The following is a 24,937-nucleotide window of genomic DNA, read 5'->3' on the forward strand; positions in this document are numbered from 1 at the left end:
TACTTATACAGACTCTTTAAGCTGATCCAAAATTGCCGGATTTTCAAGGGTAGAGGTATCTTGAGTAATCTCTTCTCCCTTAGCGATCACGCGTAACAAGCGACGCATGATCTTGCCAGAACGGGTTTTAGGCAAGTTATCACCGAAGCGCACATCCTTAGGCTTAGCGATCGGGCCGATCTCTTTACCTACCCAGTTACGCAACTCAGTTGCAATCTTCTTAGCCTCTTCGCCAGTTGGGCGTCCACCCTTAAGCACTACGAATACACAAATCGCTTCGCCAGTCATTTCGTCAGGACGTCCAACTACGGCAGCTTCAGCAACTAATGGATTAGCAACTAGGCAAGATTCGATTTCCATCGTGCCCATACGGTGACCGGAGACGTTCAGCACGTCATCGATACGGCCAGTAATCGTGAAGTAGCCAGTATCTTTATTGCGAATTGCGCCATCACCTGCCAGATACAAAGTGCCACCCAACTCTTCTGGGAAGTATGACTTCACGAAGCGATCGGGATCGCCCCAGATTGTACGAATCATGGAAGGCCATGGACGCTTCACAACTAAGATACCACCCTGACCGTTTGGAACGTCTACACCGGCCTCATCGACAATCGCCGCCTGAATACCTGGCAAAGGCAATGTGCACGAACCTGGAATCATTGGTGTTGCACCTGGTAACGGTGAAATCATATGACCACCAGTTTCAGTTTGCCAGAAGGTGTCTGCGATTGGGCAGCGTGAGCCACCTACATTCTCGTAATACCACATCCAGGCTTCAGGATTAATCGGCTCTCCAACTGAACCTAGAAGGCGTAATGAAGATAAGTCGTAACTCTTTGGATGCACCGCTTGATCGTTACTAGACGCTTTAATCAATGAGCGAATTGCAGTTGGTGCAGTGTAGAAAATACTTGCCTTATGCTTCTGAATCATGTCCCAGAAACGACCAGCATTTGGGAAGGTTGGCACACCCTCAAACACAATCTCAGTAGCGCCTACTGCAAGTGGTCCATAAGTAATATAGGAATGGCCCGTTACCCAACCGATATCGGCAGTGCACCAGAAGACATCATTTGGCTTGATGTCAAAAGTCCACTTCATTGTGAGAATCGCCCATAAGAGGTAACCGCCAGTCGAGTGCTGTACGCCTTTTGGCTTACCTGTTGAGCCAGATGTATACAGAATAAAGAGGGGATGCTCAGCGCTGACCCACTCTGGCTCGCAAGTAACGGATTCATTGGCTACGATTTCTTGCATCCAAACATCACGACCAGCGGTCATATTAACTTCGTTACCAGTTCGCTTGTTGACGATGACGTGCTTTACATTGGCACATTCACCAGTAGATAGAGCCTCATCACAAATGGCCTTCAAAGGCAGGGATTTGCCTCCGCGGAACTGCCCGTCTGCAGTAATAACAGCAACAGCACCAACGTCAATGATTCGGTCACGTAAAGCTTGAGCAGAGAACCCGCCAAAGACGACAGAGTGGATTGCGCCAATACGAGCACAAGCTTGCATGGCAACAACACCTTCGATAGTCATCGCCATGTAAATGATGACACGGTCGCCTGACTTGATGCCCATTTTGCGAAGTGCATTTGCCATTTTGCAAACACGCTCAAGCAAGTCTTGATAATTTACATTGCTAACTGAACCATCATCAGCCTCAAAAATAATGGCCGTCTTATTCCCGAGACCATTTTCAACTTGGCGATCTAAGCAGTTATATGAAGCATTGGTCGTGCCATCCTCAAACCACTTATAAAAAGGTGCTTTGGATTCATCTAAAACCTTAGTGAAAGGCTTTTTCCAGAAGATGTTTTCTTTTGCAAGACGACCCCAGAAACCATCATAATCTGCATTAGCTTCAGCACAAAGCTTGTTGTAAGCCTCCATTCCAGAAATGGCGGCAGATTTAACAAAGTCTGCAGGTGGGTTAAATACGCGGTTTTCTTGCATTAATGGTTCCATGCTTCACAGCCCTTCTATTTAATAATCAGTCGTCTTTTTCCGCAAAAATAGTGCAGAGTTAGGGAATCACACCCTAAAGACCATATAAGATAAGTGAAAACACGCTAGATTTGCTCTATGGCAAACCCTTAAAATAGAAGAAACCTTACACAATCAACCCTAAAACTATGACAAATATCAAACAAAACGATCTTATTCAAAGCGTTGCAGATGCATTCCAGTTCATTTCTTATTACCACCCAAAGGACTTCATCTTGGCAATGAGTAAAGCTTATGAGCTCGAACAAGGTCCAGCAGCCAAGGATGCGATTGCCCAGATTTTGACTAATAGCCGCATGAGCGCCGAAGGCCACCGCCCTCTTTGCCAAGACACGGGTATTGCAGTAGTTTTCCTCAAAATCGGCATGAACGTCCAATGGAGCGATGCCACGATGAGCGTAACCGAGATGGTGAATGAAGGTGTGCGCCGGGCCTATACGAACCCAGACAATCCCTTGCGCGCCTCAGTTTTAAGTGACCCAGCTGGTAAACGTAAAAATACGGGTGACAACACTCCCGCTGTGATTCATTATGAAATCGTTCCAGGCGACGGCGTGGAAGTCATCTGTGCAGCTAAGGGCGGTGGCTCTGAAAATAAATCCAAGATGGTCATGCTCAATCCCTCTGACTCCATCGTAGACTGGGTACTCGAGACTGTTCCAACGATGGGTGCTGGCTGGTGCCCTCCTGGCATCTTAGGCATCGGTATTGGGGGGACCCCAGAAAAAGCCATGTTGATGGCTAAAGAATCCTTAATGCAGCCCGTTGATATTCAAGAACTGATCGCACGCGGAGCTAAGACTCGCGCTGAAGAACTGCGTCTAGAGCTATACGACAAGGTCAATAAGCTTGGTATTGGCGCACAAGGCCTAGGCGGCTTGACCACTGTTCTAGATATCAAAATTATGGAATATCCAACGCATGCCGTTTCATTGGCAGTGGCGATGATTCCAAACTGCGCAGCAACCCGTCACGTGCACTTCCACTTACATGGCGATGGACCAGCAATATTAGAAAAGCCTTCTTTATCTGATTGGCCAGATGTGACATGGACACCAGATACTAAAAAATCCAAGCGCGTGAATTTGGACACCTTAACTCCTGAGGAAGTCGCTAGCTGGAAAGAAGGTGAAACACTCCTACTGAATGGCAAAATTTTGACTGGCCGTGATGCTGCCCATAAGCGCATTCAGGACATGCTCGCCAGAGGTGAAGCATTGCCAGTGAGCTTTAAAAATCGTGTAATTTATTATGTCGGTCCAGTCGATCCAGTGGGCGATGAGGCAGTTGGCCCGGCAGGTCCAACCACTTCGACCCGCATGGATAAGTTCACCGAGATGATGCTAGGCCAGACTGGCTTGATCTCCATGATTGGTAAAGCGGAACGTGGTCCTGTTGCTATTGAAGCGATCAAGAAGCATAAGTCTGCTTACTTGATGGTTGTTGGTGGAGCAGCTTACCTAGTATCAAAAGCAATTAAGACAGCAAAGGTTGTTGGCTTTGCTGATCTAGGAATGGAGGCCATCTACGAATTCGATGTCAAAGATATGCCAGCAACAGTAGCAGTAAGTTCCACTGGCGTTTCGATGCATGAGACTGGTCCAAAAGAATGGCGAGCGAAGATTGGCAATATTCCAGTCAAGATCGCCTAAGCAGTTCATTAATTTATACGTCAGCTACCGTTAATTAAGCGATTTTTACTTGGCACTCATAGGAGTTTTTGATTCTGGCGTTGGAGGCTTATCCATTTTGGATGAGGCTTTGCGCCAGCTTCCCGAACATGACTATATTTACTTGGCTGACTCCATCAATGCGCCCTATGGAGAAAAATCCAGTGAGTGGATTGCTTCACGCAGTATGGAGCTTTGCCAATATTTAGCTGCACAAGGTTGTGACGCCATTATGGTTGCCTGCAATACTGCTACGGCTGAAGCCATCGCAGATATTCGGGTTGAGCTTAACAATATTCCAATCATCGGCGTCGAACCGGGCATCAAGCCTGCAGCCATGCAGTCTTCCAATGGCATTGTCGGTGTACTTGCCACCGAAGCCACTCTTAAGAGCGATAAATTTAATGCTTTATTGGCCACCCTTCCCAATTGTCAATTTGTAAAACAAGCCGGGGCTGGTTTAGTTCCTCTGATTGAAGCGGGCCAAGCTAATGGCGAAGCAACTTTAGAGTTACTTGCTGAACATCTTCAGCCCATTCAAGATGCTGGTGCAGATACCCTAGTCTTAGGTTGCACACACTACCCTTTTTTACGAAAATCGATTCGCAAGCTTTTGGGTGACTCAATTAATCTAATAGATACCAGTGATGCGGTCGTGCGTCAGCTGAAGCGCAAGCTTGAGGCACAAGGTAAACATCTATATAACAATCAATGTGGCTCCATTAAATTGATCAGCAGCAAAAATGTAGAGACTTTGCATCAAATGGCACAAGAGCTGATGCAGTCAAATCTCGATAAGCACGGTATTGAATCGCAACTGGTAAGTGCTTTTAAGTGAGCAAATTTTTAAATCAAATGAACGCGCGTCTACCATTCGATAAAACCGAACGCATCATTATTGGTATTGTGGTTATTCTGCATCTGCTATTTTTAATAGGCTTTCAGAGTGGTATGAAACCAGACAACGAGAATAAGCTCGATGATGCGCGGGTGATGGCGAATCTCGTTAGCCCTGAAGCGGCTAAGCAGCCCCAAGCCGCTTCGGCAGCGCCCCCACCTAAGCCGAAACAAGAGCAAAAGAAGAGAGTCGTAGATGAGATATCCACTCAGGCTCCAACGCCACCGCAAACACAACAGCAGACCGCTACTCCACCAACATCACAGCAACCCAAAACAGACGCGCAGACACTAAATACTGCAGTTGCGCCCGCAAGCACCTCCGGAGCGAGCGGCACACCGATCCAGACCGATATTGGTAAACTAGTTGTTCTTTATCAACCCGATGCAGATGCCTACTACCCCTCTTTCTCAAAGAGATCCGGAGAGCAAGGTGAAGTAGTGGTACGTCTCATTATTGATGAGAGTGGTAGTGTTGAAGATATTGCCTTACTTCGTTCAAGCTCTTTTCCAAGGCTAGACCGAGCAGCAAGTGAGATTGGCCGTCGCTATCGATTTAAACCATTTTTGGTCAACGGTTCACCCGCCAAAATTTCCACCAACCTTTTAATTAAATTTAATTTAAAGAATTAACATGACGAATACACCATTTGGTTTAGCAAATTTATGGCTCGAGGGCGATGCTATTACTCGTTTTGTAGCAATCGCGCTTCTCACCTGCTCCGTTGTGACATGGGTCATTTTGCTCTCCCGCTTCTGGGATTTGCGCAATCTTCGCAAACTCAAATCCGAGCTTGATCAATTTTGGCGTGCTACTTCTTATGAGCAAGGTCTCAATGCATTTACTAGCCATGCAAGCAACCCCTATTACCAGATTGCTAAAGCAGCAAGTATTGCTTCTGTCCACCACCAAAGCCAATCGACAAATCATCGCGAACTTCTGCAAACACTCAACTACTCTGAGTGGATGGCTAGAAGTTTGAAAAACAGCATCGATAGCATTTCAGCCACACTCCAAAAGGGCCTCACCTTCCTTGGCTCAACAGGTGCAACCTCACCATTTATTGGACTCTTTGGAACTGTATGGGGCATTTATCATGCCTTGATCGCAATCAGCAGCTCAGGTAGCGCGCAAATCGATCAAGTTGCCGGCCCAATTGGCGAAGCACTCATCATGACTGCGCTAGGTTTAGCCGTAGCGATTCCAGCAGTGCTAGGCTTTAACGCGATTAATCGGGCTAATAAGTTAATGATTGCTGATCTCAATCGCTTTGGCAATGATCTCCTTGCTTACTTTGTGACTGGTGCCCGCGTGAAGTCCGGGGAATAAATATGTCCTTTAATCTTCAAAACGATCCAGAAGAAAGCGGCATCATGGCCGAAATCAACATGACTCCAATGGTGGATGTCATGTTGGTACTCTTAATTATCTTCATCATTACACTGCCAGTAATTCAGCAAGCAGTAAAGGTTGAGCTCCCCAAAGCGAATAGTGTTCGTAATGAGGTAAAGCCAGAGTCAGTTCAGCTTTCTATCGATGCTCAGGGTCAAATTTTTTGGAACAGCACAGCGATTGATTTAAAGACTTTTGATGGCTATGCAGAAAAAGCTGCTCAGAAAGAGCCACAGCCAGAAATCAACTTGCGTGCCGATAAGTCTGTTAAATACGAATACGTTGCTCAAGTACTAGCAGCATCACGTCGCGCCGGCTTAACAAAACTAGGATTTGTGACTGAACCTAATTAAGTTTCTTCGCTACAACACACTGCTCTTGATAAGTTTTAGTGCCCTCACCAAGGGTTGCCGAGAGAATTCCGCCTTTGACGGTTTCTGCTTTTCTAAGCTGACCATTTAAGCGATTGATCGTAATTGCCGTGATGACTGAACCAGCTCCATACTGTATGCCATCAAAACTCTCTGGCGGAAAATATGCCTCTATGGAAACGAGAACTGTAGATTCAGTAATCAAGACATTCTTAATATTTTGCCGACCCATTTCACTGACTTGATCTAAGTCTCGGTCATCAACGAAGACTTTGGCCTTCTGATTTTTTGAAGCAGGGACCACTTTCAATTCGTAATTTTCGGTGTAATTCTTTTCTGAGCGCTCGCAGCTAAAAACCAAGGGTTCTGCAGCCAAGCTGGGGAGGCTAAACAAAAATAAGATAAGGGTGTGGAGATATTTCAAGGATGCCCGAATTCAATCGATTGGTGCCCGAGGCCGGAATCGAACCGGCACGACTTTTTTGAGTCGGCAGATTTTAAATCTGCTGTGTCTACCGATTTCACCACTCGGGCTCGCACGAGCAATAAAGCCGTACTAAATAAATCAAGACATCAAAATTTTAGCATGCGAGGCATATTGCCGATGGGAAGCCTGTTTTCATCAAGCCTGGGCAGTCATTAAGCCAAACCCACTAAACTACCCTTATGAAAATCCCTACCCCAAGCTTAGGTCTTAAAACAGTCTTTAAAGGCTTCTTTTGGCTTGGTTCTATAGTCCTCATGCTCACTATTGCTGCGGGCATTGCTTATCTGGTCTCAGCCCAAACAAACCCCTCAGGCAAGCGGATTATTAAAACATTAGGTGATGCCGTTACCATCTCCTTCGATGAGAGCGATATTCCTCATATCCAAGCAAAGAACTCCACTGATGCACTCTTTGCTTTAGGCTATTTACATGCTAGCGAGCGCTCCTGGCAAATGGAAATTAACCGCAGACTCTCGAGCGGACGACTATCAGAAATCCTTGGCAAAGAAACCCTGGCAATCGATCGTTTTATTCGCACCCTAGGCATTAAACATGCTGCCGAGAAACAATTTGATCGCTACCCTATTGCCACCAAGCGATTACTTCAATCCTATGCTGATGGAGTCAATGCAGGTAATGCTCACCTTGGCTGGGCACTTCCAGTTGAATACTTTCTATCCGGTTCAAAGCCAGGCCATTGGTCGCCTACGGATAGCGTGGCATGGATGTTAATGATGGCATTAGATCTTGGCGGCAACTGGCATAAAGAATTACAGCGTCTTGAGCTCTCACAATTTTTGACTACCAAGCAAGTATGGGAAGTCATGCCAGCCTATACCCCAGGCGAACCCGTAAGTCATCTTGACTTTGCCAAGATATATCAGGATATCAATGTTTTTAATCCAAATCCACTAGCAAGGGATCAGAAGTCAAAGAATTTGCCTGCAACAGAATTAGCTATCAATGAAGTGCCAGGCGGCAAAGATGGTGTGGGATCGAACAATTGGGCGCTCAATGGAAAACTCACTGTATCCGGCAAACCTTTGCTTGCCAACGATCCACATCTTGGCCTATCCGCGCCTGCGATTTGGTATGTGGCACACCTCGAAGCTCCCGGTTTAAATGTCATTGGCGCAACCCTCCCAGGAATTCCGGCAGTGGTATTGGGTAGAACCGATAAGTTTGCCTGGAGCTTTACCAATACAGGTCCTGATGTTCAGGACTTATACATTGAACAGTTAGACCCTAAAAATCCTGGTGTGTATCGCGGACCAGACGGCCCCCTCCCCTTTAAAGTTCGCCAAGAAATCATTGATATCAAAGGTGAGGCTCCGCTGCGCTTTTTGGTGAAAGAGACACGACATGGTCCAGTGATTTCTGAATCCTATGCGCGGGCAAGACGAGCCATTGATACCGATCGCTTTGTTTTGGCTTTGCGCTGGACTGCATTAGATACTGAAAATCAATCTGTTGCTGGTTTACTCGACATGAATCACGCAAAAGATTTAGAGGCATTTAAGCGGGCGTTACGTAAGAACTACGCGCCAATGCAAAACGTCGTGATGGCTGATACAGATGGAAATATTTCCCTTCAAACAGCCGGTGTCGCACCCAAGCGTACTTTGCATCAAGGTCTTTATGGTGTGGCGCCTGCGCTAGGCTGGGAGAGGCAATATGACTGGGCAGGATATGTTCCATTCGATCAACTGCCAAATAGCAATAATCCAGATGCGCACTGGATTGCCACGGCCAACCAAAAAATGGTATCTAGCAATGACCCGAATCCACTAACAGGCGACTGGGATCTGCCTACACGCTACGACAGAATTGTAGAGTTGATTAAAAGCAAGCCGGAGCATGATCTCAACTCCATGAAAACGATGCAGGCAGACACCCTCTCTTTGGGCGCCACACCATTACTCGAATTATTTAAATCAGCTCAATCAAAACATCCTTTAGCACAGCAAGCGAATGAGCTCAGTAGAAACTTTGATGGCGATATGAAAATCGATAGTACTGGTGCACTGATATTCAATGCCTGGGCTGATCAACTCTCACGTCAATTATTTTCACGTTTAGGATATTTATTCACAGAAAATTACGGTACTCGCAACTTTAGACATCCGCTGATATTGCAAATACAGAATCCGAATAGCCCATGGTGTAATGATCCACAAACTGAGCAGATTGAAAACTGTACAGATGCTGCAAATGTAGCACTTGATAAAGCACTAGAACAACTCAGCACGCAATTTGGCAATAATCCTAAAAATTGGTTGTGGGGCAATGCCCATATTGCAGTCTCAGAGCACCGCCCTTTAAGTAAGATCCCCCTGCTTGGAAGCCTCTTTAATTTGGCGCAGCCTTTCCCTGGGGATAGCTTTAGCATCAACGTGGGTAGACTTGAACTTCTTAGGGCTAAAAATCCTTTTGAGACCAAACAAGCAGCCAGCCTTCGAACACTTTACGATCTCTCCGACTTAGAGCAATCTCTCTTTATTTACCAAGCCGGGCAATCAGGCTGGGTGCAAAATAAGCTCTACCGAAATATGAGTGCGCTCTGGGCCCGAAATGAATATCTCCCCCTTCAAATGAAGCCCCAAAAGATCAGTAGGCAACTTGAGCTAAATATCAAGGAAAAATAAGCGGGGGAGTTTAGAATGCTCTTTATAGGTCCAGACTGGACTTAACCCATTTAATGACAACTACACCTATCATGAAAAAAATATCCGCCTTCACTCTTGTTGCTGCACTAGCTTTAGTACCGCTTTCAAATAGCTTTGCAGCCTGGAAGGAACTTGGAGCCAATGAGGTGATAATAGTTTATGTCGACACAGACACTATCAGCAGCTCTGGTGAAAAAGCGCAAATTATGTCGATGTTGGATTTTAAAAAACCGGGCATGAACCCAAATACTAAGGAAGCAGTCAGCTCCATTATCGGCCTCAATGAGTACAACTGCCCAGCCGTTAGTTATCGTCCAATTGAGTACAAAGAGTTTTCTGAAAATAAGGGCGCTGGTAAATTGGTTTCAGATAATAAAACTCCAGATAGCGTATTCGAGCCAGTTGTAAGCGGATCTTGGGCAGCTGGAGTATTTAATGTTGTCTGCCAGCCGAAATAAACTGATCTCCTTGAGAACCCATCCAAGCAGATCAAATCCGCGGAGACGATCTGCTTTTTTGTTTGTCTTGGGCCTGACTCTCAGCATCACTTGTCTTACTAACTTAATAGGCTGTGTAGCACCACTAGCAGCTTTAGGGTCCTCGGCCACCACAGCAGCAAGCTCAGTCGGTACCGCAACTGTCTCTGTAGCCGCAACTAATCCCTCAACTGCCGCTAGCGCGCTCTCAACTGTCACAACCGGGAAATCCCCCTTAGAGCATGCTGCTTCTGCAGCAACTAAGCAAGACTGCAATTTTCTAAATGCTTTGGGATCAAAGCCAATCTGCGTCAATATTCCAGTTACCCCAGTGAAAGATATGAGCGAGCCCTATCCAGGTCCTGCAGATACTCTGCCCACTTCTAAATAAGCAGTCTAAAATTGACTTTTAAGGCAATTATTCCGATATTGAATTCATGACTACAGAAAATTACTACCTCACGCTAACCTGCCCCAACCGACCAGGAATTGTTGCTGCCGTATCAACCTATATTTTTGAATTAGGTGGTGACATTGAAGAAGCTCAGCAATTCGATGACAAAGCATCCAAACGATTTTTTATGCGTGTGAGCTTTAGCTCTAGCGCTGATAGCAATACACTTAAAGCTGGCTTTGTAGAAATCGCCGAACGCTTTGATCTCACTTGGGACTTGCGTGCAGTCAAAGATTTAAAGCGTGTATTGATCATGGCGTCTAAACTGGATCATTGCCTAGTAGATCTTCTGTATCGCTGGCGCATTGGTGAGCTACCAATGATTATCTGTGGAATCGTTTCCAATCATCCACGCGAGGTTTACTCCAGTATTGATTTTGCTGATATTCCCTTCTATCACCTACCAGTTACGTCAGAGACTAAGCCGGCTCAAGAAGCCAAACTTTTAGAAATCGTTGCCAATTCAAAAGTAGATATGGTTATTTTGGCTCGCTATATGCAAATTCTGTCAGATGACTTATCCACCAAGCTATCTGGAAAGTGCATCAACGTTCATCACTCATTCTTGCCAAGCTTTAAAGGTGCCAAGCCTTACCATCAAGCTCACGCACGTGGTATTAAGTTGATTGGCGCCACGGCACACTTTGTGACTAGCGATTTAGATGAGGGCCCAATCATTGAGCAGGACGTTACTCGTGTGACACATGGTGACACGCCTGAAGACTTGGTACGCAAAGGTCGTGATTTGGAGCGCACAGTTCTGTCACGCGCACTACGTTATTACTTGCATGACCGTGTCTTAATTAACGGCGCAACCTCTGTAGTCTTCTCAGACTAATCTGCATTTTAAGGATGAACCACCCATGACAATGGGGGTTCTGAATCAACATCCACCTGATACTTTTTATCGTTGACATTGAGGTCAGTCATAGGTGCCCTCCTAATTCTTCTTATATGATCAGATCATGATCTCCGGCCTTGTTCAAATTCTTCTCTTTCAAAGCCTAGGTGAACTGGTATCCAAATTTATCCTACCCAGCCTGCCAGGGCCTGTGATTGGCTTGGTACTCCTGATTATTTGGCTAATTTTCCGTAAGGGCATCAGCGATGAGCTAGCACTGGTTGCGGATGGCTTTAGTCAGTATTTCGGCCTTTTGTTTGTTCCAGCTGCTGTTGGGGTAGTTCTGTTTTTGCCCCAACTCAAAGCAAATGCCCTGGCAATTGTGAGCGCTTTAGTTGGTAGCGTGATTTTGACGATCGCCACTAGCGCGATAGTGGTTCGCTTCTTCAGCGTTAAGCCGGAGGGGAGTGCCAAATGAATGAAAAGCATTCGATTGTTGAGATTTGGGTTTACTTATCAGGTAGCCCTTTATTCGCCCTCTTTATTACCTTAGCGGCCTATCAAATTGGTCTCTCAATTTATAAGTCCACTAAACAGAATCCATTAGCAAACCCTGTAGCAATTGCCATCATTCTGGTTGCTAGCATCATTCAATTTGTTGAAATGCCCTACTCCACCTACTTTGAAGGCGCTCAATTTATTCATTTTCTATTAGGCTCTGCAACCGTCTCTTTAGCTATACCCATATATCGAGGCTTGAGCAGTCTGAAGGGCCGCTCACTACCCCTGCTTGCCTCTTTACTCGCTGGTGGCTTGATATCTATTATTAGCGCAGTGAATATCGCTAAATTATTTGGGGCTGATTCTAGTATTACTGGGGCAATGTATCCCAAATCCGTCACCGCTCCAATTGCTATGGGTATTGCTGAGCGTATTGGTGTATCCCCAACATTGACTGCCATCTTTGCAGTGACGACCGGCATTTTGGGGGCTATTTTGGCGCCCTTCATTTTGAATGCACTAGGCATGAAAGCATGGTGGCAGCGTGGCTTTGCCATTGGGATTGGCGCGCATGGTATTGGCACATCACGTGCATTTAGCATTCACCCGGAGGCTGGAACGTATGCCAGTCTAGCTATGGGCATGAACGGCGTGATTAGTGCTGTGGCTATTCCAGTGTTGTACCACTTATTTAATTAACAATATCTCTAAAACTATGTAGCTCATTTTGTGCGCGATGCACCAACAAGGATCCCATATTTCCATATGAGTGCTATTGCACTGAAGAAGCTTCTGACTCCTGCTGTAATCTTCCTAACATATGCTTTATTTCACCTTATTTATCAGACTCGCATACATTTCCTAGCTGATCCCGTCCAACCCCTCACCATCAGAATGTATCAATATGAAACTCATTAAAAACCGCCTAAGCCATCTCATCATGGGATTGCTATTAACTACCGGAATTTGCACTCCCATACTTGGAGCATCTGATGCTGATTGGCCCAAGAAACCCATCGTTGCCATTCTGCCTTTTCCTGCTGGCGGATCTACTGATGTATTTGCACGCGCAATCGGCGTGCCTCTTGGGGAGGCATTAGGCCAACCCATCGTGATTGAAAATAAACCAGGTGCTGGCGGAATGATCGCTTTGGGTGCCTCAGCTAAGGCTGCGCCCGACGGGTACACCCTGCTTTTTAGTGCATTAACTAATCAATCTATTTCTCAAGCACTCTTTAAGAATCCACCAGCAGATCTCACCAAAGACTTTGCACCTATTGCTCTCATCGGAACGATTCCGCATTTGATCGTTGTAAATCCTTCTGTGCCAGCTAAAAACTTACCAGAATTGATTGCGTTTATTAAATCTAAAAATGGGGACTTTAGTTACGCGTCTCAGGGTAATGGCAGTCTCTCCCACCTAGAGTCAACCCTCTTTATGCAGCGTATTGGCGCCAGTGGCACGCACATTCCCTACAAAGGAAGCGCTTTTGCTCTACCCGATTTAATTGCAGGTAATACGCTGATGATGTTTGATAGCGTCACCGCATCCTTGCCACATATTCAGAGCGGTAAGTTGCGTCCAATTGCGATTGCTGCGGCTGAGCGCTCACCATTAATGCCCAATATCCCGACCCTTGGTCAGGATGGCATGAAGCAGTTTGACGTAGAGAATCTATACGCTATTTATGCCCCCAAAGGAACTCCTCCAGCCATTGTTGCAAGACTGGAAAGAGAAATTCGAAAGATTTTGACCAACCCCGACTTTAAGGCACGTTTAGGCAATCAGGGAATCCATCCTCAATTTGCCAACTCGGAACAACTCTTCATCATTACCCAAAGCGAGAAAGAGAAATGGGCAAAAGTAGTAAAGTCAGCAAACGTTAAAATTGATTAATTACTATTAATGATTTGCAGCCCCTCTTATTGAAACGATTAGATCTATGTTGATATCACCCCCTTATGGTGGCGGCCGTGCCCCAGTCTTAGCGAAGAACGCTGTTGCAAGCTCACAGCCATTAGCCACTCAAGCAGGCATTGAAGTTTTACACAATGGTGGTAATGCGGTTGATGCAGCCCTAGCCACCGCTATCACACTCACCGTGGTTGAACCCACCATGAATGGCCTCGGTGGAGATGGCTTTGCATTAATTTGGGATGGTAAAAAACTACATGGCATGAACGCCTCTGGTCGCGCACCTGCAGCATGGACACCTTACTACTTTTCTGGCAAAGCTGCAATGGATCTAATTGGCTGGAATACCGTGACGGTTCCCGGCATGGTCTCTGGGTGGATTGAGTTATCCCGTAAATTTGGCAAACTACCTTTTGCACAACTCTTTAAACGTGCGATTGACTATGCAGAGAATGGCTTTCCGGTTTCACCAGTCATTGCGCGTCAATGGCGCGAGGCCGTTCCAATTCTGAAAAATCAACCTGGCTTTAGCGAGTCTTTCTTGATTGATGGCAAACCCCCTACTGCAGGTCAAATCTGGCGCTACCCTTCTCAAGCAAAGACTCTGCGTGAAATCGCCGAGACCGAAGGTGAATCTTTTTACACCGGGAAATTGGCTCAAAGCATGGTCGACTTTGCTCAAAGTACTGGCGGTTGCTTCACTATGGCGGACTTTGCCAACAATAAAACAGAATGGGTGGAACCATTGGCCTTTGACTATGGCGACTACACCTTGCATGAGATTCCACCGAATGGCTCAGGGATCGCAGCCCAGATGGCTCTTGGTATCCTACAGGCAGCCAATGTAAAGCAATATCCCGCCAATTCTGCACAACGTATTCATCTGCAAGTGGAGGCAATGCGGATTGCTTTTGCGGATGCTTATGCTCACATATCTGATGCCAGCACGATGAAGGTGCCAACAAGCGCTTTATTAGATAGAGATTATTTAGCTAGTCGCGCTGCATTGATTAATCACAACCAAGCAGGTAGCTATGGTGCGGGGGATCCGCATGCTGGTGGCACTGTTTATCTGTGTGCCGCAGATCAATCCGGCATGATGATTTCTTATATTCAATCAAACTTTAAAGGCTTTGGCTCTGGAGTCGTTGCGCCTGGTGGCATTGCATTCCATAACCGCGGCATGAGCTTTAGCTTGGTGAACGGTCACCCTAATCAAGTGGGGCCAGGTAAGCGACCATTCCATACTATCATTCCGGCTTTTCTCACCAAAGGTAGTCAACCTACGATGGCATTTGGTGTCATGGGCGGCAATATGCAGCCCCAAGGACATATTCAGTTTGTCATGCGCTTTGTGGATGAGTATCTCAATCCACAGGCCTGCTCTGATGCGCCGCGCTGGAGAATTGATGATGTGGGCAAGCTCACGGTTGAAGCGTCAATGCCAACTGTAGTAGTTGAAGGACTTAAAGCAATGGGTCACGAAGTGAGTGTGATGCCAGCAAATAGCCTAGACTTTGGTAGCGCTCAAGCGATTGCGCTATTGGGTGAAGAAACTCAGGATGCTTATATTGCTGGAAGTGATCATCGTCGCGATGGCTTGGCGGCTGGGTTTTAATTCGTTAATACAAGCTACTGTTAAACAAGCCTCATACTCAGAGACACAGGAAGTGCCATGTGAACATAACTACTATAGGGCGAATACTCCCTGAAGAATGTTCAAACTAGCGCCTAACACTTTATTGTTTACTGAGCCTAGCCGCTTTACTAGACGACCCTTATCAATCGTACGTATCTGATCAAGCATTACCAGTCCTTTTTTGCCATCATGAGTGATGGGCAAACGATAAGGTGCTTGGCGACCTTTGGTGGTCATAGGCGCAATAATCACTGTCCGTAAGAAATCATGCATCTCTTGTGGAGACACAATAATGCATGGTCGAGTCTTTTTAATCTCGCTACCCTTTGTTGGATCTAAATTAATGAGCCAAATATCTCCGCGTGCAACGATACTTTTTACCAAACCCAATCCTCATCACCTTTGTTCATAAAGTCACCCATTACTAAGCTGTCTTCACCAGCCTCAGCAATTGCTTTTGAAGCCTCAGCCCAGCCTTCGCGGAGATTTTTTTTGGGCTTACTCAACACCAGTCTATTGCCCTCAACAGTTAAATCCGCCTCATCCTCAAAGCCTACTTGCTCAAGGATAGCCTTTGGAATAACCACTCCACGAGAGTTACCAATTTGACGAATTTGGAGGTGTAACTGCTTTTTCATAGTATTAACAATGTTATAACATTATAGGGTAAAAGTCAAACCAATAATTTACGCCTAGCTACTGTTCGATACCCCTTAAATTAATGTTGTTGATAAAAAAATCAGCGCCCAAACTGATGAAGCACTAGGACTACAAATGATCTCCATCAGACTGGAGCAGGAGTTGATTGAGTCTTTTAAAATCTTAGACACCAAATACGATATAGGCTAGCAAGCTCTCATGCGTGAGGCAATGAAAAGATTCATTGAGGTTGAATTTCAACTGATTGCTAGTGAAACATTGGAACAGCAGCAAGCCGAAAAAAAGGGTGGCAAGAAAATGGCAAAAGCAGCTTAACCAGGCAAACAATTTAAATAAAAACGCTTCACTTCCTGATCACAGCTCACATCTTTAGGTTGTATCGGTCGCTCAAGAGTGATGCCTTCGATTGAGGTGCAGCGACTCAGGGCCACATAGACCTGCCCTGATGCAAAAGCACCTGAAGATAAATCTACCTTGATCTTATCTAAAGTCTTGCCTTGACTCTTATGAATAGTGACAGCCCAAGCCAACATCAATGGGATTTGTACGAAGGTGCCAATAATATTTGGTGAGATCTTTCCGGACATCATGTCATGGTCATAGCGATACGATTCCCACTGATGGCCTTTAACTTCAACCGTGTTTGAGTAAGGGCCGTTTTGCACCATCACCTTAACGGTATTGGGTAGTAGTTCGCGAACGACGCCAATAGTACCGTTCACCCAGCGCTTAGGAAAATTGCTATCAGTCGCCGTAAACATCACTTTTGCACCCACCTTTAGAGTGAGCTGATTGGGCGACGGTAGATTGCGATCATCCACATTAAACTTACCAGTGCTATTACCCATATAGACTTTAGCATCGGTTGTAAGCGCTCGTAATCCTGCACCATTAATTTGATCAGCGCGGGCGTTAGTCGTAGTTAAGGTGATAGTTTGCTCATCAGCCTCTTTTTTAGTTTCATAACAAACAGTATTTAAGGTGTCGAGCGCTTCATCAATGTCTTGATTGATGCGGATCTGATTGAGTAAGCCGGCAAAGTGAGCATCCTTTTGACGAAATATCTTCGACAACTCCACCATCGTGACATCTTTACGATGCAGCGCATTAGCGCAGAAGAAATAAGGGCCTTCGTAACCGCGCTCAGAGAGCACTTGCATATCCGCCTGAGAGACAACCGGCGGCAGCTGAAACAAGTCTCCTACAAACATCACCTGTATGCCACCGAAGGGCTCACTCTTATGGGGTCCGTTAGCACGTAGGAATAGATCAATAGCATCTATTACATCTACCCTCACCATCGAGATCTCATCAATGATGAGCAGTCGAATATCTTTATAGAGACGTTTATCCTTTAGAGGCTTGATATCTTCTTCTGGGAAGATCAAGCGAGGTGGCAAGCGAAAGAAGGAGTGAATGGTGACACCCTTCACTTGCAGCGCGGCTACCCCAGTTGGTGCAACCACTACTACATTGCCATGAATGTTCTCGCGTAGATAGCCAATTAAAGTGGTCTTACCTGTTCCAGCCTTACCACTGACAAAGATATAGGGATCATGACGCTCAATAGCGTCGATTACCTCTTGGTATTCAGAGGTAATTTCAAGGGCTGATGGGTCGACTGCAAGATTGGTCATCCCTTATTGTTTCACGGCATCAGCCACACACCGAAATCCAATGTAAACCACTCCAATATCGGCTGGCTTAGACTCAACATCAGATTCTTTTTGCCTCTCTGGGCCATACCACCAAGATGCACCCCGGGTAATGAAGCCGCCGTTGCGCTCAGTTGCGGTCCACTCCCAAACGTTGCCGCCCATATCCAATAGTCCATTGACTCCAGGCTTTGTAGTACCCGTGGGGACGTGACCAGTGCCTCGATTTAATGTTCCTACTGGAGCTACGCCTTTGTAGTCGCCGCAGCCACTTAAACAATGCGATACCGCAGGCGTTCTACCGCCGGGGTATGGATAGCGCTCACCTTTAACGAAGCCAGAGGGTGGATTAGCGCGTTGCTCTACAAATGCAGCAGAAGTCCACTCAGCTTCAGTAGGTAAACGTTTGCCAAAATAACGACAAGCAGAAGCAGCTTCAGATTGATTGAGATGTACTGCTGGTTCAAGATCTTTTGCGGGAACGCCGTATGGGGTTTTCCATGTCCAACCAGATTTCTTAACAAAACCAGATTCGTAATTAAGCCCGCCGCCGTTTTTCTCAGCTTGGCTCACAAAGCCTGTAGCATTCGCAAACGTTTTCATATCAGCAATGGTCATCTCAGTTTGATCCCAAGAGATATTGCCGACTTTAACCACAGGGATAGTTGACGCAGGAGCGCTAGTAGCGGTAGATGGCCGTAGCATGAAATACAGAGCTATCACTGACAGCAAAACACCAAATAGGATTGGGAGAATGTCGAATTTTTTCATGAATAAAATCTCAAAAAGAAAAGGCTCCACGATGGGAGCCTTAGGATAATGCAATATTCGGTGGGGCGAACGACGGGGCTCGAACCCGCGACAACCAGAATCACAATCTGGGACTCTACCAACTGAGCTACGTCCGCCACTGAAGACCTAGATTATAGCTTTTGGGTCAAAACCCTGTCAAAAAAGGCTTAGATTATCGATTTAGACACTCTCAAACTCAAATGCAGCCCAATCCCCTAGAGTTAGGCTAGCATCGATAAAGAAGTCCACAATAGCGGCCTTGCTCTGGACTTTAGCCAAGGCATGGTGGTCAGAAAGACGCTGGCGCCAGTAGCGAGACCCCGCCCTACCATGAGCTAGACCCAAGATATGACGGGTAAATGCGCCAATATAAAAAGGTTTATCTTTAGCACGACATTCTTCATACCAAGCTTGCACTTGTTGAACTAATGCAATCTGTATGCGATGCCACTCGGTCTCGCTAAAAAGATATCCAGCAGCTTCACCATCGGTCTTAATCAAGTCATCCCAACCGAGCAACATCGCTGGGAAATGATATGCCGCCCTACCCACCATAAAGCCGTCAAAGTCATCCCAGTGTCCGGCGATTTGATCATTGCTTTCTAATCCGCCATTGAGCAAGACCTTGAGACCTGGAAATTGCTTTTGCGCATCCAGCCGTAGCTTTGCGGCCACCTCATACCGTAATGGCGGCTTACTACGATTCTCTTTTGGAGACAAACCCTTCAGAACAGCGTTACGAGCATGGATGGTGACTTGGCTAGCACCTGCATCAGCCACCGCAAGAATAAAGTTCAAAGCAAATTGATAATCTTTTTCAGAGTTTGCAGCATCCATGGAATCTAATCCCAAGCGATGCTTTACTGTAATTGGGATATCAACGGCAGCCTTCATAGCTTTGACACAATCAGCAACCAATTTTGGCTCAGCCATTAAGCAAGCACCAAATGCTCCACGTTGCACGCGCTCAGACGGGCAGCCACAATTAAGGTCAATCTCATCGTAGCCCCACTGCTGAGCTAACTCTGCAGCTTTAGCCAAATCAGAGGGTTCAGAGCCTCCCAATTGCAAAACAACTGGATGTTGGTCTTGTGAATAATCTAAGTGACGCGGCACATCCCCATGAATGAGTGCGCCAGTAGTAACCATCTCGGTATAGAGCACTGCTTCTTTGGTCAGCGCACGATGAAAAGACCGACAATGACGGTCAGTCCACTCCATCATTGGGGCTACAGCTAGTCGTTTGGCAGGCTTTACAGTCATACAGATTTCAAGCTAATACTCTTTGACTAACAAAAGATCTCTCCTGCCCCTTTATCGGGTCTTTGAAGTGGATCTCTTTTGCCAAGAGTTGTAAGGGTTTGGAAAAGTCCAAATCATACTCTTGATAAGGCGTCAGGATTGGATAGATCTGATCATGACGTATTGGAATTCCGAGGGCATTGAGATGGCAACGTAATTGGTGCTTCTTGCCACTGCCAGGAGTTAAGCGATACTTAGCCCAGGGTGCATTTACTTCAATCAACTCAATGTAGGTATCTGTATTTGCTATGCCATCCACCTCTTCCATTTGCAAGAAATGTTTAGACTCTTTGATATTGCTCTCATAAGTCATTGGCAGTTTTTTAAGGAGCCCTTCTGAATACGGAGCTATAGCTTCGTATACTTTCTTGACTGCTCGATCTCTAAACAGATTTTGGTATTGTGATCTCTCTTGGGGGTTGATTGAAAAAATGACGAGCCCTGCGGTATCGCGATCAATGCGATGAATAGGACTTAAGTCTTGAATGCCTGTTTTTTTCTTTAGGCGATTGAGAAGTGTTTGATGTAAATAAAGACCGCTTGGGGTTACTGGTAAAAAATGAGGTTTATCAGCAACCAAAATATGCTCATCCTGAAAGAGGATGACTTCCTCAAAAGGAATTTCTGGTTCACGAGCTAAGCGCCTGAAATAGAGTAAATGGCTATTAGGGTGGTAGGCAGCACTAGCAGAAAGCACTTCACCCTCTTGATTCAATACCAAACCCTCTTCAAAGCGAGCTTCCCACTCACCCCTCTCAATATGCGGGAAAGTAGTGGTAAAGAAATCCAGCAAAGAGGCATAGCTCTGCCCCGCAGGCAAATACACCCTAGATGAGGAGACTCCTTCAGAATTGACTTTCATTTGTACTAGATTATCCACTTCAATCAAGGTAGACAATCCAATCTAAACACGTCTAAAAAGAAACCCCTCTAAAATGAGGTAGCAGCCCCCATCAGAACTAGAAAATGAATAGACAGCATGTTTGAACTCTCCGTATTTGACCTCAGCTTATTGCTGGCCTGCGCCTTATTTGCGGGCTTGGTTGACTCCATTATTGGTGGCGGAGGAATGATTCAGGTACCAGCTCTTTTTGCAGTCTTACCAGGCTTTCCACCAGCCACCCTTCTCTCCGTGAATAAGATTGGCTCTATCGTAGGCACAATTGGATCCGCCATTCAGTACAGTCGAGTCAATAAAAGCCCTTGGGGACTGGTGATCATCTCTTCTTCGTTTGCTTTTTTTGCTGCCGTTGGCGGTGCCTATCTTGTAACTCGATTGCCAACCGAATGGCTCAGAGCAGCCCTGCCGTTTTTATTAATAGCGCTTCTGATCTTCAATATCAAATCTAGCGCTGGTCTAGTGCATGCCCCGAAACATATTCACCATAAACAAAAGGCTATTGCCTCAACTGGCGCCGGCATCATTGGTTTTTATGATGGCTTCCTAGGCCCCGGAGCTGGTGCCTTCTATAATTTGCTCTATACCCGTATCTTGGGATTTGATTTTTTGCGCTCTGCAGCACCCGCTAAGTGTCTCAATATCGCCTCCAATCTGGGTGCACTTTGCGTCTTTTTCTACCTTGGATTCTTTAACTGGCAACTTGGTCTACTCATGGCCAGCGCAAATCTTGTAGGCGGACAAATTGGTACCAAAATTGCAATCAAGCATGGCAACTCCTTCATCCGCAAAGCTTTCTTCATTCTAGTAGCTATTCTCATCATCAAAACCTTCTATGATGCCTTCCTTAAATAAGTAATAGATAAATAGATTAGTAGGGTATTAATAGATTTAAATACATTTAAAGAGTAAATTGAACTTATGGATTTTTAGTTCATTTACTATAAAGAGGATGTTATGAAAATTTTATTACCAGTTGATGGCTCCAAATCTTCGCTCAATGCAGCTAAGTATGTTGTGAAATTAGTAAAAGATTTGCGCAGTAAGTGCACAGTGACATTAATTAGTGTTCATGATGATATTGGTCTTGGTCATGTAAAGCAATTTGTTGCTAATAGCGTCATTGATGACTATCTCCGTGAGGTGAGCGAGAAAGAGCTTAAGGGAGCCCAAAAGGCATTAGATGCGGCCGGTCTGAAACATAGCATGGTCATTAAGCGCGGCAATATTGCTAACGAGATTATTGCAATCGCCAATAAAGAAAAGTTTGATCTGATCGTCATGGGCTCAAAAGGCCGTAGCGGAATTGTGGATGCCGTTATGGGCTCTGTTGCTCAGAGGGTAAGCAATACAGCCAAACAGCCTGTTTTATTAATTAAATAAGTGCCAGTTAAATCATTAGATTAACTTCAATAGGTCGCCCATGTGGCGGCCTTTTTATGGACCACTAAATGAGTATTTTGCTGCTCTTATTCGCACCAGGAATTTTTGCCATCTACTGGTTAATTCGCCTGCAGCTATGTCTATCTAGAGTCCGCTATCTGGTAGACACTTACGGCATGGATCGCAAAAAATTGCGGAAATTATCCTGCAAGGAACTGAAGAATCTCAGAACATCCATTGATGAACTAAGGCATACCAGTGATGCCTTTGGTTTAGAGAATTTGCTTAGGCCTTATAGGGCCTGATGTGCCCCCTATTAAAGTGAGCGCTGGTTTACCCGCTTAGATAATTCCTGGGCAGATTCTTTTCGTTCGCTATAGCGATCTGTCAAGTAAGCACTAATTCCGCGAGTAAGTAATGTGAACTTGTAGAGCTCTTCCATAACATCGACTACTCGATCATAAAAAGAGGATGGCTTCATGCGTCCATCTTCCTCAAATTCTGCGAAGGCTTTAGCAACCGAAGATTGATTGGGGATAGTAATCATCCTCATCCACCGACCCAAGATACGCATTTGATTAACGGCATTAAAAGACTGTGATCCACCACATACCTGCATTACAGCCAAGGTTTTGCCTTGAGTTGGTCTGACAGCGCCAGCGGATAATGGAATCCAATCAATCTGTGTTTTTAGGAGCCCCGTCATTGCGCCATGCCGTTCTGGAGAAGTCCAAACCATACCCTCTGACCATGAAGCCAATTGACGTAACTCTTGTACCTTAGGATGGGTATCAGGCACACTGTCAACCAAAGGAAGCTCAGTAGGATCAAATATTTTTACCTCGCCACCCATCGCGATTAGCAATCTAGCAGCCTCAAATGTAAGAAGCCTACTGTAGGATCTCTCGCGTAGTGAACCATAGAGTAGTAAAAATCGAGGTGCAGGATCACTAGACTGAATATTCAATTTTTCAGTTGAGGGAATCTGAAAAAGCGCCTCTTCTAAAGCTGGAAATTGAAGCGGTGATTCAAACACTTAGACTCCATCCTTTGTAAAGAATCTTTCTTTAAACCACAAAGCTACAGTCACCAAGCCAATCATGATGGGCACCTCCACTAGAGGGCCTATCACTGCTGCAAAGGCTGCTCCAGAATTGATTCCAAATACCGCAATGGCCACTGCTATTGCAAGTTCAAAGTTATTGCTAGACGCTGTAAATGAAAGCGTGCAGCATCTCTTGTAATCAATTCCCATCTTGCCGGTCACTAAGAATGTCAGCAAGAACATGATGAGGAAGAAAATCAATAATGGCACGGCAATAGTCACTACATCCATGGGGAGCGTTAAGATTACGCCTCCCTTGAGGCTAAACATGACGATGATGGTGAATAGCAAAGCAATTAATGTGATCTTTCCAATGCGGGGCACAAAATGTTCGTGGTAATGCTCTCTTGTCATGAACTTAAGCATCACAACCCTGGTCAATATTCCAGCAATGCAAGGGATACCCAAATAGATAAATACACTCTCAGTAATTTGCCCCATTCCTACACTGACATTTGATCCAGTGAGACCAAAGAAAGGAGGTAGTACAGTGAGAAAGAAGTAGGCGTAAGCGCTAAAGAATAGCACCTGAAAAATGGCATTAAATGCTACTAAGCCAGCAGCATATTCAGTAGAGCCTTTGGCCAGATCATTCCAAATAATCACCATCGCAACACAAGGTGCGATACCAATCAAAATCAGGCCAGCCATATACTCCGGCTGATCTGGAACAAAAGTAATCGCCAAAAAGAACATTAAAGTGGGCGCAATAATCCAATTCATCAAAATGGAGATACCGAAGATGCGCTTATCCTTGAATACGTCAGGCAAGTCTTCATAACGAACCTTGGCAAACGGTGGGTACATCATTAATATCAAGCCAATAGCAATCGGAAGATTGGTTGTCCCAACCTGAAAAGCATTAATAAACCCCTCGATACCTGGAATGAAATGCCCCAAGGCAATTCCCAGTACCATTGCTGCAAAAATCCAGACCGTTAAATAGCGATCCAGGAAAGATAGTTTTTTAGTGATAGAGCTCATGCCTTGCTATGAATCTCTTTAAGACTCATAGAATCGAGCTTCTCTAATGGCATCGAAGCCAAAATATCTAACCGTCTTTTAAGGCCATTCATCACCTCATTAAAGGCTGCCCTTTTTTCTAAGTTAGTACCTTGCACTTGCGATGGATCAGGGAAACCCCAATGTGCGGTAGCTGGTTGACCAGGCCAAAAAGGGCAAACCTCGCCAGCAGCGTTGTCACATACTGTGATGATGAAATCCATTTTTGGAGCATTGGGCTCCCCATACACATCCCAGCTTTTTGACTTCAACAGAGTGCGGTCCATACCCAACTCTTCCGCAATATCAGCAGCAATGGGATTAATGCTTGTGCCTGGGGTTGATCCAGCTGAGTAACCTACAAACTTGCCACTAGGGTGGGTAGATGCTAAAGCTTCACCCAAAACAGAACGAGCAGAGTTATGGGTGCACAGGAAAAGAATGTTGTACTGTTTCATTAAGTATTCACCTTTTTAACGGTTTTTGCGGTTTTGCATGACTTACCGCCGCAGCAGTTAGCCAGTAGGAATTGACTAAGATCTTCAACCATTCCTGGGTTTGGTCTGTAGATCAGATTGCGACTTTGACGCTCAACAGTAATGAGGCCAGCTTGATAGAGCTCTTTTAAATGAAAGCTGAGTGTTGCATTAGGAATGCCCAGCATTTCATGGATTTGCGATGGCAATAAGCCCTCATCTCCCTTTTGAACAATCAGGCGATATACATTTAAGCGAGACTCTTGTCCAAGGGCAATGAATGCCTGAATGGCTTCAGTATTTTTCATGATTCGATAATAATCGAACTATATTACAAA

General features: G+C 45.4%; 27 protein-coding genes and 2 tRNA genes. 15 read left to right on the forward strand and 14 right to left on the reverse strand.

Annotated elements, in window-relative coordinates:
- Window positions 1-3: 3 nt before the first annotated feature.
- Complete coding sequence (gene acs / locus ICN43_RS09025) at window positions 4-1,977, reverse strand: acetate--CoA ligase (RefSeq protein WP_216198992.1); 1,974 nt, start codon at window positions 1,975-1,977, stop codon at window positions 4-6.
- 167 nt (window positions 1,978-2,144) lie between these two features.
- Between acs and ICN43_RS09030 the strand changes: the two genes are divergently transcribed.
- The 5 genes from ICN43_RS09030 to ICN43_RS09050 are packed head-to-tail and all read left to right on the forward strand — an operon-like array spanning window position 2,145 to window position 6,329.
- Window positions 2,145-3,668, forward strand: coding sequence for a fumarate hydratase (locus ICN43_RS09030; RefSeq protein WP_216198997.1), 1,524 nt, complete (start codon window positions 2,145-2,147; stop codon window positions 3,666-3,668).
- Between the two features lie 49 nt (window positions 3,669-3,717).
- Window positions 3,718-4,524, forward strand: a complete 807-nt coding sequence (gene murI, locus ICN43_RS09035; RefSeq protein ID WP_216199000.1) for a glutamate racemase — start codon at window positions 3,718-3,720, stop codon at window positions 4,522-4,524.
- Entirely contained in the window at window positions 4,521-5,216 is a 696-nt protein-coding gene (locus ICN43_RS09040) for a TonB family protein (protein ID WP_216199003.1), read from the forward strand. The genes murI and ICN43_RS09040 overlap by 4 nt, the downstream gene beginning before the upstream one ends.
- Before the next feature lies 1 nt (window position 5,217).
- Window positions 5,218-5,913, forward strand: a complete 696-nt coding sequence (locus tag ICN43_RS09045; RefSeq protein WP_216199006.1) for a MotA/TolQ/ExbB proton channel family protein — start codon at window positions 5,218-5,220, stop codon at window positions 5,911-5,913.
- 2 nt (window positions 5,914-5,915) lie between these two features.
- A complete protein-coding gene (locus ICN43_RS09050) occupies window positions 5,916-6,329 on the forward strand; it encodes a biopolymer transporter ExbD (protein ID WP_216199009.1) in 414 nt (137 codons plus the stop codon).
- Here the strand turns inward: ICN43_RS09050 and ICN43_RS09055 are convergent.
- Together ICN43_RS09055 and ICN43_RS09060 are read right to left on the reverse strand one after the other, a co-directional pair.
- A complete protein-coding gene (locus ICN43_RS09055) occupies window positions 6,322-6,771 on the reverse strand; it encodes a hypothetical protein (RefSeq protein ID WP_216199012.1) in 450 nt (149 codons plus the stop codon). The genes ICN43_RS09050 and ICN43_RS09055 overlap by 8 nt on opposite strands.
- A 21-nt stretch (window positions 6,772-6,792) precedes the next feature.
- A tRNA-Leu gene (locus ICN43_RS09060) sits at window positions 6,793-6,881 on the reverse strand.
- Window positions 6,882-7,013: 132 nt separating this feature from the next.
- Here ICN43_RS09060 and ICN43_RS09065 point away from each other — a divergent pair.
- The 8 genes from ICN43_RS09065 to ICN43_RS09100 all read left to right on the forward strand — a co-directional run bounded on the left by ICN43_RS09065 (window position 7,014) and on the right by ICN43_RS09100 (window position 15,305).
- The gene (locus ICN43_RS09065; protein ID WP_216199014.1) at window positions 7,014-9,479 is read left to right on the forward strand and encodes a penicillin acylase family protein; all 2,466 of its coding nucleotides are present in this window, start codon (window positions 7,014-7,016) and stop codon (window positions 9,477-9,479) included.
- Window positions 9,480-9,550: 71 nt separating this feature from the next.
- Window positions 9,551-9,958 carry a surface-adhesin E family protein gene (locus ICN43_RS09070; protein ID WP_216199017.1) on the forward strand — a complete coding sequence of 136 codons (408 nt, stop codon included), beginning with the start codon at window positions 9,551-9,553 and terminating at the stop codon, window positions 9,956-9,958.
- On the forward strand, window positions 9,936-10,367 hold the full coding sequence (locus tag ICN43_RS09075) for a hypothetical protein (RefSeq protein WP_216199020.1): 432 nt from the start codon (window positions 9,936-9,938) through the stop codon (window positions 10,365-10,367). Before ICN43_RS09070 ends, ICN43_RS09075 begins: the two co-directional genes overlap by 23 nt.
- A 46-nt stretch (window positions 10,368-10,413) precedes the next feature.
- On the forward strand, window positions 10,414-11,268 hold the full coding sequence (purU, locus tag ICN43_RS09080) for a formyltetrahydrofolate deformylase (RefSeq protein ID WP_216199024.1): 855 nt from the start codon (window positions 10,414-10,416) through the stop codon (window positions 11,266-11,268).
- 127 nt (window positions 11,269-11,395) lie between these two features.
- Complete coding sequence (locus tag ICN43_RS09085) at window positions 11,396-11,749, forward strand: CidA/LrgA family protein (RefSeq protein WP_216859739.1); 354 nt, start codon at window positions 11,396-11,398, stop codon at window positions 11,747-11,749.
- Window positions 11,746-12,471, forward strand: a complete 726-nt coding sequence (locus ICN43_RS09090) for an LrgB family protein (RefSeq protein WP_216199027.1) — start codon at window positions 11,746-11,748, stop codon at window positions 12,469-12,471. Before ICN43_RS09085 ends, ICN43_RS09090 begins: the two co-directional genes overlap by 4 nt.
- A 205-nt stretch (window positions 12,472-12,676) precedes the next feature.
- Window positions 12,677-13,669, forward strand: a complete 993-nt coding sequence (locus ICN43_RS09095) for a tripartite tricarboxylate transporter substrate binding protein (RefSeq protein WP_216199030.1) — start codon at window positions 12,677-12,679, stop codon at window positions 13,667-13,669.
- 46 nt (window positions 13,670-13,715) lie between these two features.
- Window positions 13,716-15,305 (forward strand): gamma-glutamyltransferase family protein, encoded by a 1,590-nt coding sequence (locus ICN43_RS09100; protein ID WP_216199033.1) that lies wholly within the window; start codon window positions 13,716-13,718, stop codon window positions 15,303-15,305.
- A 72-nt stretch (window positions 15,306-15,377) separates the two neighbouring features.
- Here the strand turns inward: ICN43_RS09100 and ICN43_RS09105 are convergent, their stop codons facing one another.
- The 7 genes from ICN43_RS09105 to ICN43_RS09135 form a co-directional block, all read right to left on the reverse strand.
- The gene (locus tag ICN43_RS09105) at window positions 15,378-15,698 is read right to left on the reverse strand and encodes a type II toxin-antitoxin system PemK/MazF family toxin (RefSeq protein WP_216200044.1); all 321 of its coding nucleotides are present in this window, start codon (window positions 15,696-15,698) and stop codon (window positions 15,378-15,380) included.
- 5 nt (window positions 15,699-15,703) lie between these two features.
- Complete coding sequence (locus ICN43_RS09110; RefSeq protein WP_216199037.1) at window positions 15,704-15,964, reverse strand: AbrB/MazE/SpoVT family DNA-binding domain-containing protein; 261 nt, start codon at window positions 15,962-15,964, stop codon at window positions 15,704-15,706.
- Between the two features lie 333 nt (window positions 15,965-16,297).
- Window positions 16,298-17,623, reverse strand: a complete 1,326-nt coding sequence (locus ICN43_RS09115) for an ATP-dependent RecD-like DNA helicase (RefSeq protein WP_216199040.1) — start codon at window positions 17,621-17,623, stop codon at window positions 16,298-16,300.
- A gap of 3 nt (window positions 17,624-17,626) precedes the next feature.
- Complete coding sequence (locus ICN43_RS09120) at window positions 17,627-18,412, reverse strand: formylglycine-generating enzyme family protein (RefSeq protein ID WP_216199041.1); 786 nt, start codon at window positions 18,410-18,412, stop codon at window positions 17,627-17,629.
- A gap of 61 nt (window positions 18,413-18,473) precedes the next feature.
- Window positions 18,474-18,549: transfer RNA gene (locus tag ICN43_RS09125), tRNA-His, on the reverse strand.
- Window positions 18,550-18,613: 64 nt separating this feature from the next.
- Window positions 18,614-19,696 carry a tRNA dihydrouridine(20/20a) synthase DusA gene (gene dusA / locus ICN43_RS09130; protein ID WP_216199044.1) on the reverse strand — a complete coding sequence of 361 codons (1,083 nt, stop codon included), beginning with the start codon at window positions 19,694-19,696 and terminating at the stop codon, window positions 18,614-18,616.
- A 7-nt stretch (window positions 19,697-19,703) separates the two neighbouring features.
- On the reverse strand, window positions 19,704-20,597 hold the full coding sequence (locus ICN43_RS09135; RefSeq protein WP_216199046.1) for a pseudouridine synthase: 894 nt from the start codon (window positions 20,595-20,597) through the stop codon (window positions 19,704-19,706).
- Window positions 20,598-20,714: 117 nt separating this feature from the next.
- Between ICN43_RS09135 and ICN43_RS09140 the strand changes: the two genes are divergently transcribed.
- On the forward strand, window positions 20,715-21,488 hold the full coding sequence (locus ICN43_RS09140) for a TSUP family transporter (RefSeq protein ID WP_216199051.1): 774 nt from the start codon (window positions 20,715-20,717) through the stop codon (window positions 21,486-21,488).
- A 102-nt stretch (window positions 21,489-21,590) separates the two neighbouring features.
- Window positions 21,591-22,016 carry a universal stress protein gene (locus ICN43_RS09145; protein ID WP_216199053.1) on the forward strand — a complete coding sequence of 142 codons (426 nt, stop codon included), beginning with the start codon at window positions 21,591-21,593 and terminating at the stop codon, window positions 22,014-22,016.
- A 316-nt stretch (window positions 22,017-22,332) separates the two neighbouring features.
- Here ICN43_RS09145 and arsH read toward each other — a convergent pair whose 3' ends face one another.
- The 4 genes from arsH to ICN43_RS09165 are packed head-to-tail and all read right to left on the reverse strand — an operon-like array spanning window position 22,333 to window position 24,907.
- A complete protein-coding gene (gene arsH / locus ICN43_RS09150) occupies window positions 22,333-23,052 on the reverse strand; it encodes an arsenical resistance protein ArsH (protein ID WP_216199055.1) in 720 nt (239 codons plus the stop codon).
- The gene (gene arsB, locus ICN43_RS09155; protein WP_216199058.1) at window positions 23,053-24,105 is read right to left on the reverse strand and encodes an ACR3 family arsenite efflux transporter; all 1,053 of its coding nucleotides are present in this window, start codon (window positions 24,103-24,105) and stop codon (window positions 23,053-23,055) included.
- On the reverse strand, window positions 24,102-24,581 hold the full coding sequence (locus ICN43_RS09160; RefSeq protein ID WP_216199061.1) for an arsenate reductase ArsC: 480 nt from the start codon (window positions 24,579-24,581) through the stop codon (window positions 24,102-24,104). The genes arsB and ICN43_RS09160 overlap by 4 nt, the downstream gene beginning before the upstream one ends.
- Window positions 24,581-24,907, reverse strand: coding sequence for a helix-turn-helix transcriptional regulator (locus ICN43_RS09165; protein WP_216199064.1), 327 nt, complete (start codon window positions 24,905-24,907; stop codon window positions 24,581-24,583). Before ICN43_RS09165 ends, ICN43_RS09160 begins: the two co-directional genes overlap by 1 nt.
- Between the last annotated feature and the right edge of the window lie 30 nt (window positions 24,908-24,937).

The sequence above is a fragment of the Polynucleobacter sp. UK-Mo-2m-Kol15 genome (genome assembly GCF_018881505.1).
Classification (GTDB): Bacteria; Pseudomonadota; Gammaproteobacteria; order Burkholderiales; family Burkholderiaceae; genus Polynucleobacter.

Bases quoted from the DNA above. Each gene is read 5' to 3' on its own strand.
- purU (WP_216199024.1), top strand. From the start codon at position 10,414: ATGACTACAGAAAATTACTACCTCACGCTAACCTGCCCCAACCGACCA.
- ICN43_RS09135 (WP_216199046.1), bottom strand. From the start codon at position 20,597: ATGAAAGTCAATTCTGAAGGAGTCTCCTCATCTAGGGTGTATTTGCCT.
- acs (WP_216198992.1), bottom strand. From the start codon at position 1,977: ATGGAACCATTAATGCAAGAAAACCGCGTATTTAACCCACCTGCAGAC.
- ICN43_RS09065 (WP_216199014.1), top strand. From the start codon at position 7,014: ATGAAAATCCCTACCCCAAGCTTAGGTCTTAAAACAGTCTTTAAAGGC.
- ICN43_RS09045 (WP_216199006.1), top strand. From the start codon at position 5,218: ATGACGAATACACCATTTGGTTTAGCAAATTTATGGCTCGAGGGCGAT.
- ICN43_RS09070 (WP_216199017.1), top strand. From the start codon at position 9,551: ATGAAAAAAATATCCGCCTTCACTCTTGTTGCTGCACTAGCTTTAGTA.
- ICN43_RS09100 (WP_216199033.1), top strand. From the start codon at position 13,716: ATGTTGATATCACCCCCTTATGGTGGCGGCCGTGCCCCAGTCTTAGCG.
- ICN43_RS09165 (WP_216199064.1), bottom strand. From the start codon at position 24,907: ATGAAAAATACTGAAGCCATTCAGGCATTCATTGCCCTTGGACAAGAG.
- dusA (WP_216199044.1), bottom strand. From the start codon at position 19,696: ATGACTGTAAAGCCTGCCAAACGACTAGCTGTAGCCCCAATGATGGAG.
- ICN43_RS09110 (WP_216199037.1), bottom strand. From the start codon at position 15,964: ATGAAAAAGCAGTTACACCTCCAAATTCGTCAAATTGGTAACTCTCGT.
- ICN43_RS09160 (WP_216199061.1), bottom strand. From the start codon at position 24,581: ATGAAACAGTACAACATTCTTTTCCTGTGCACCCATAACTCTGCTCGT.
- ICN43_RS09030 (WP_216198997.1), top strand. From the start codon at position 2,145: ATGACAAATATCAAACAAAACGATCTTATTCAAAGCGTTGCAGATGCA.
- ICN43_RS09075 (WP_216199020.1), top strand. From the start codon at position 9,936: ATGTTGTCTGCCAGCCGAAATAAACTGATCTCCTTGAGAACCCATCCA.
- ICN43_RS09140 (WP_216199051.1), top strand. From the start codon at position 20,715: ATGTTTGAACTCTCCGTATTTGACCTCAGCTTATTGCTGGCCTGCGCC.
- arsB (WP_216199058.1), bottom strand. From the start codon at position 24,105: ATGAGCTCTATCACTAAAAAACTATCTTTCCTGGATCGCTATTTAACG.
- ICN43_RS09095 (WP_216199030.1), top strand. From the start codon at position 12,677: ATGAAACTCATTAAAAACCGCCTAAGCCATCTCATCATGGGATTGCTA.
- ICN43_RS09090 (WP_216199027.1), top strand. From the start codon at position 11,746: ATGAATGAAAAGCATTCGATTGTTGAGATTTGGGTTTACTTATCAGGT.
- ICN43_RS09085 (WP_216859739.1), top strand. From the start codon at position 11,396: ATGATCTCCGGCCTTGTTCAAATTCTTCTCTTTCAAAGCCTAGGTGAA.
- ICN43_RS09050 (WP_216199009.1), top strand. From the start codon at position 5,916: ATGTCCTTTAATCTTCAAAACGATCCAGAAGAAAGCGGCATCATGGCC.
- ICN43_RS09120 (WP_216199041.1), bottom strand. From the start codon at position 18,412: ATGAAAAAATTCGACATTCTCCCAATCCTATTTGGTGTTTTGCTGTCA.
- ICN43_RS09115 (WP_216199040.1), bottom strand. From the start codon at position 17,623: ATGACCAATCTTGCAGTCGACCCATCAGCCCTTGAAATTACCTCTGAA.
- ICN43_RS09145 (WP_216199053.1), top strand. From the start codon at position 21,591: ATGAAAATTTTATTACCAGTTGATGGCTCCAAATCTTCGCTCAATGCA.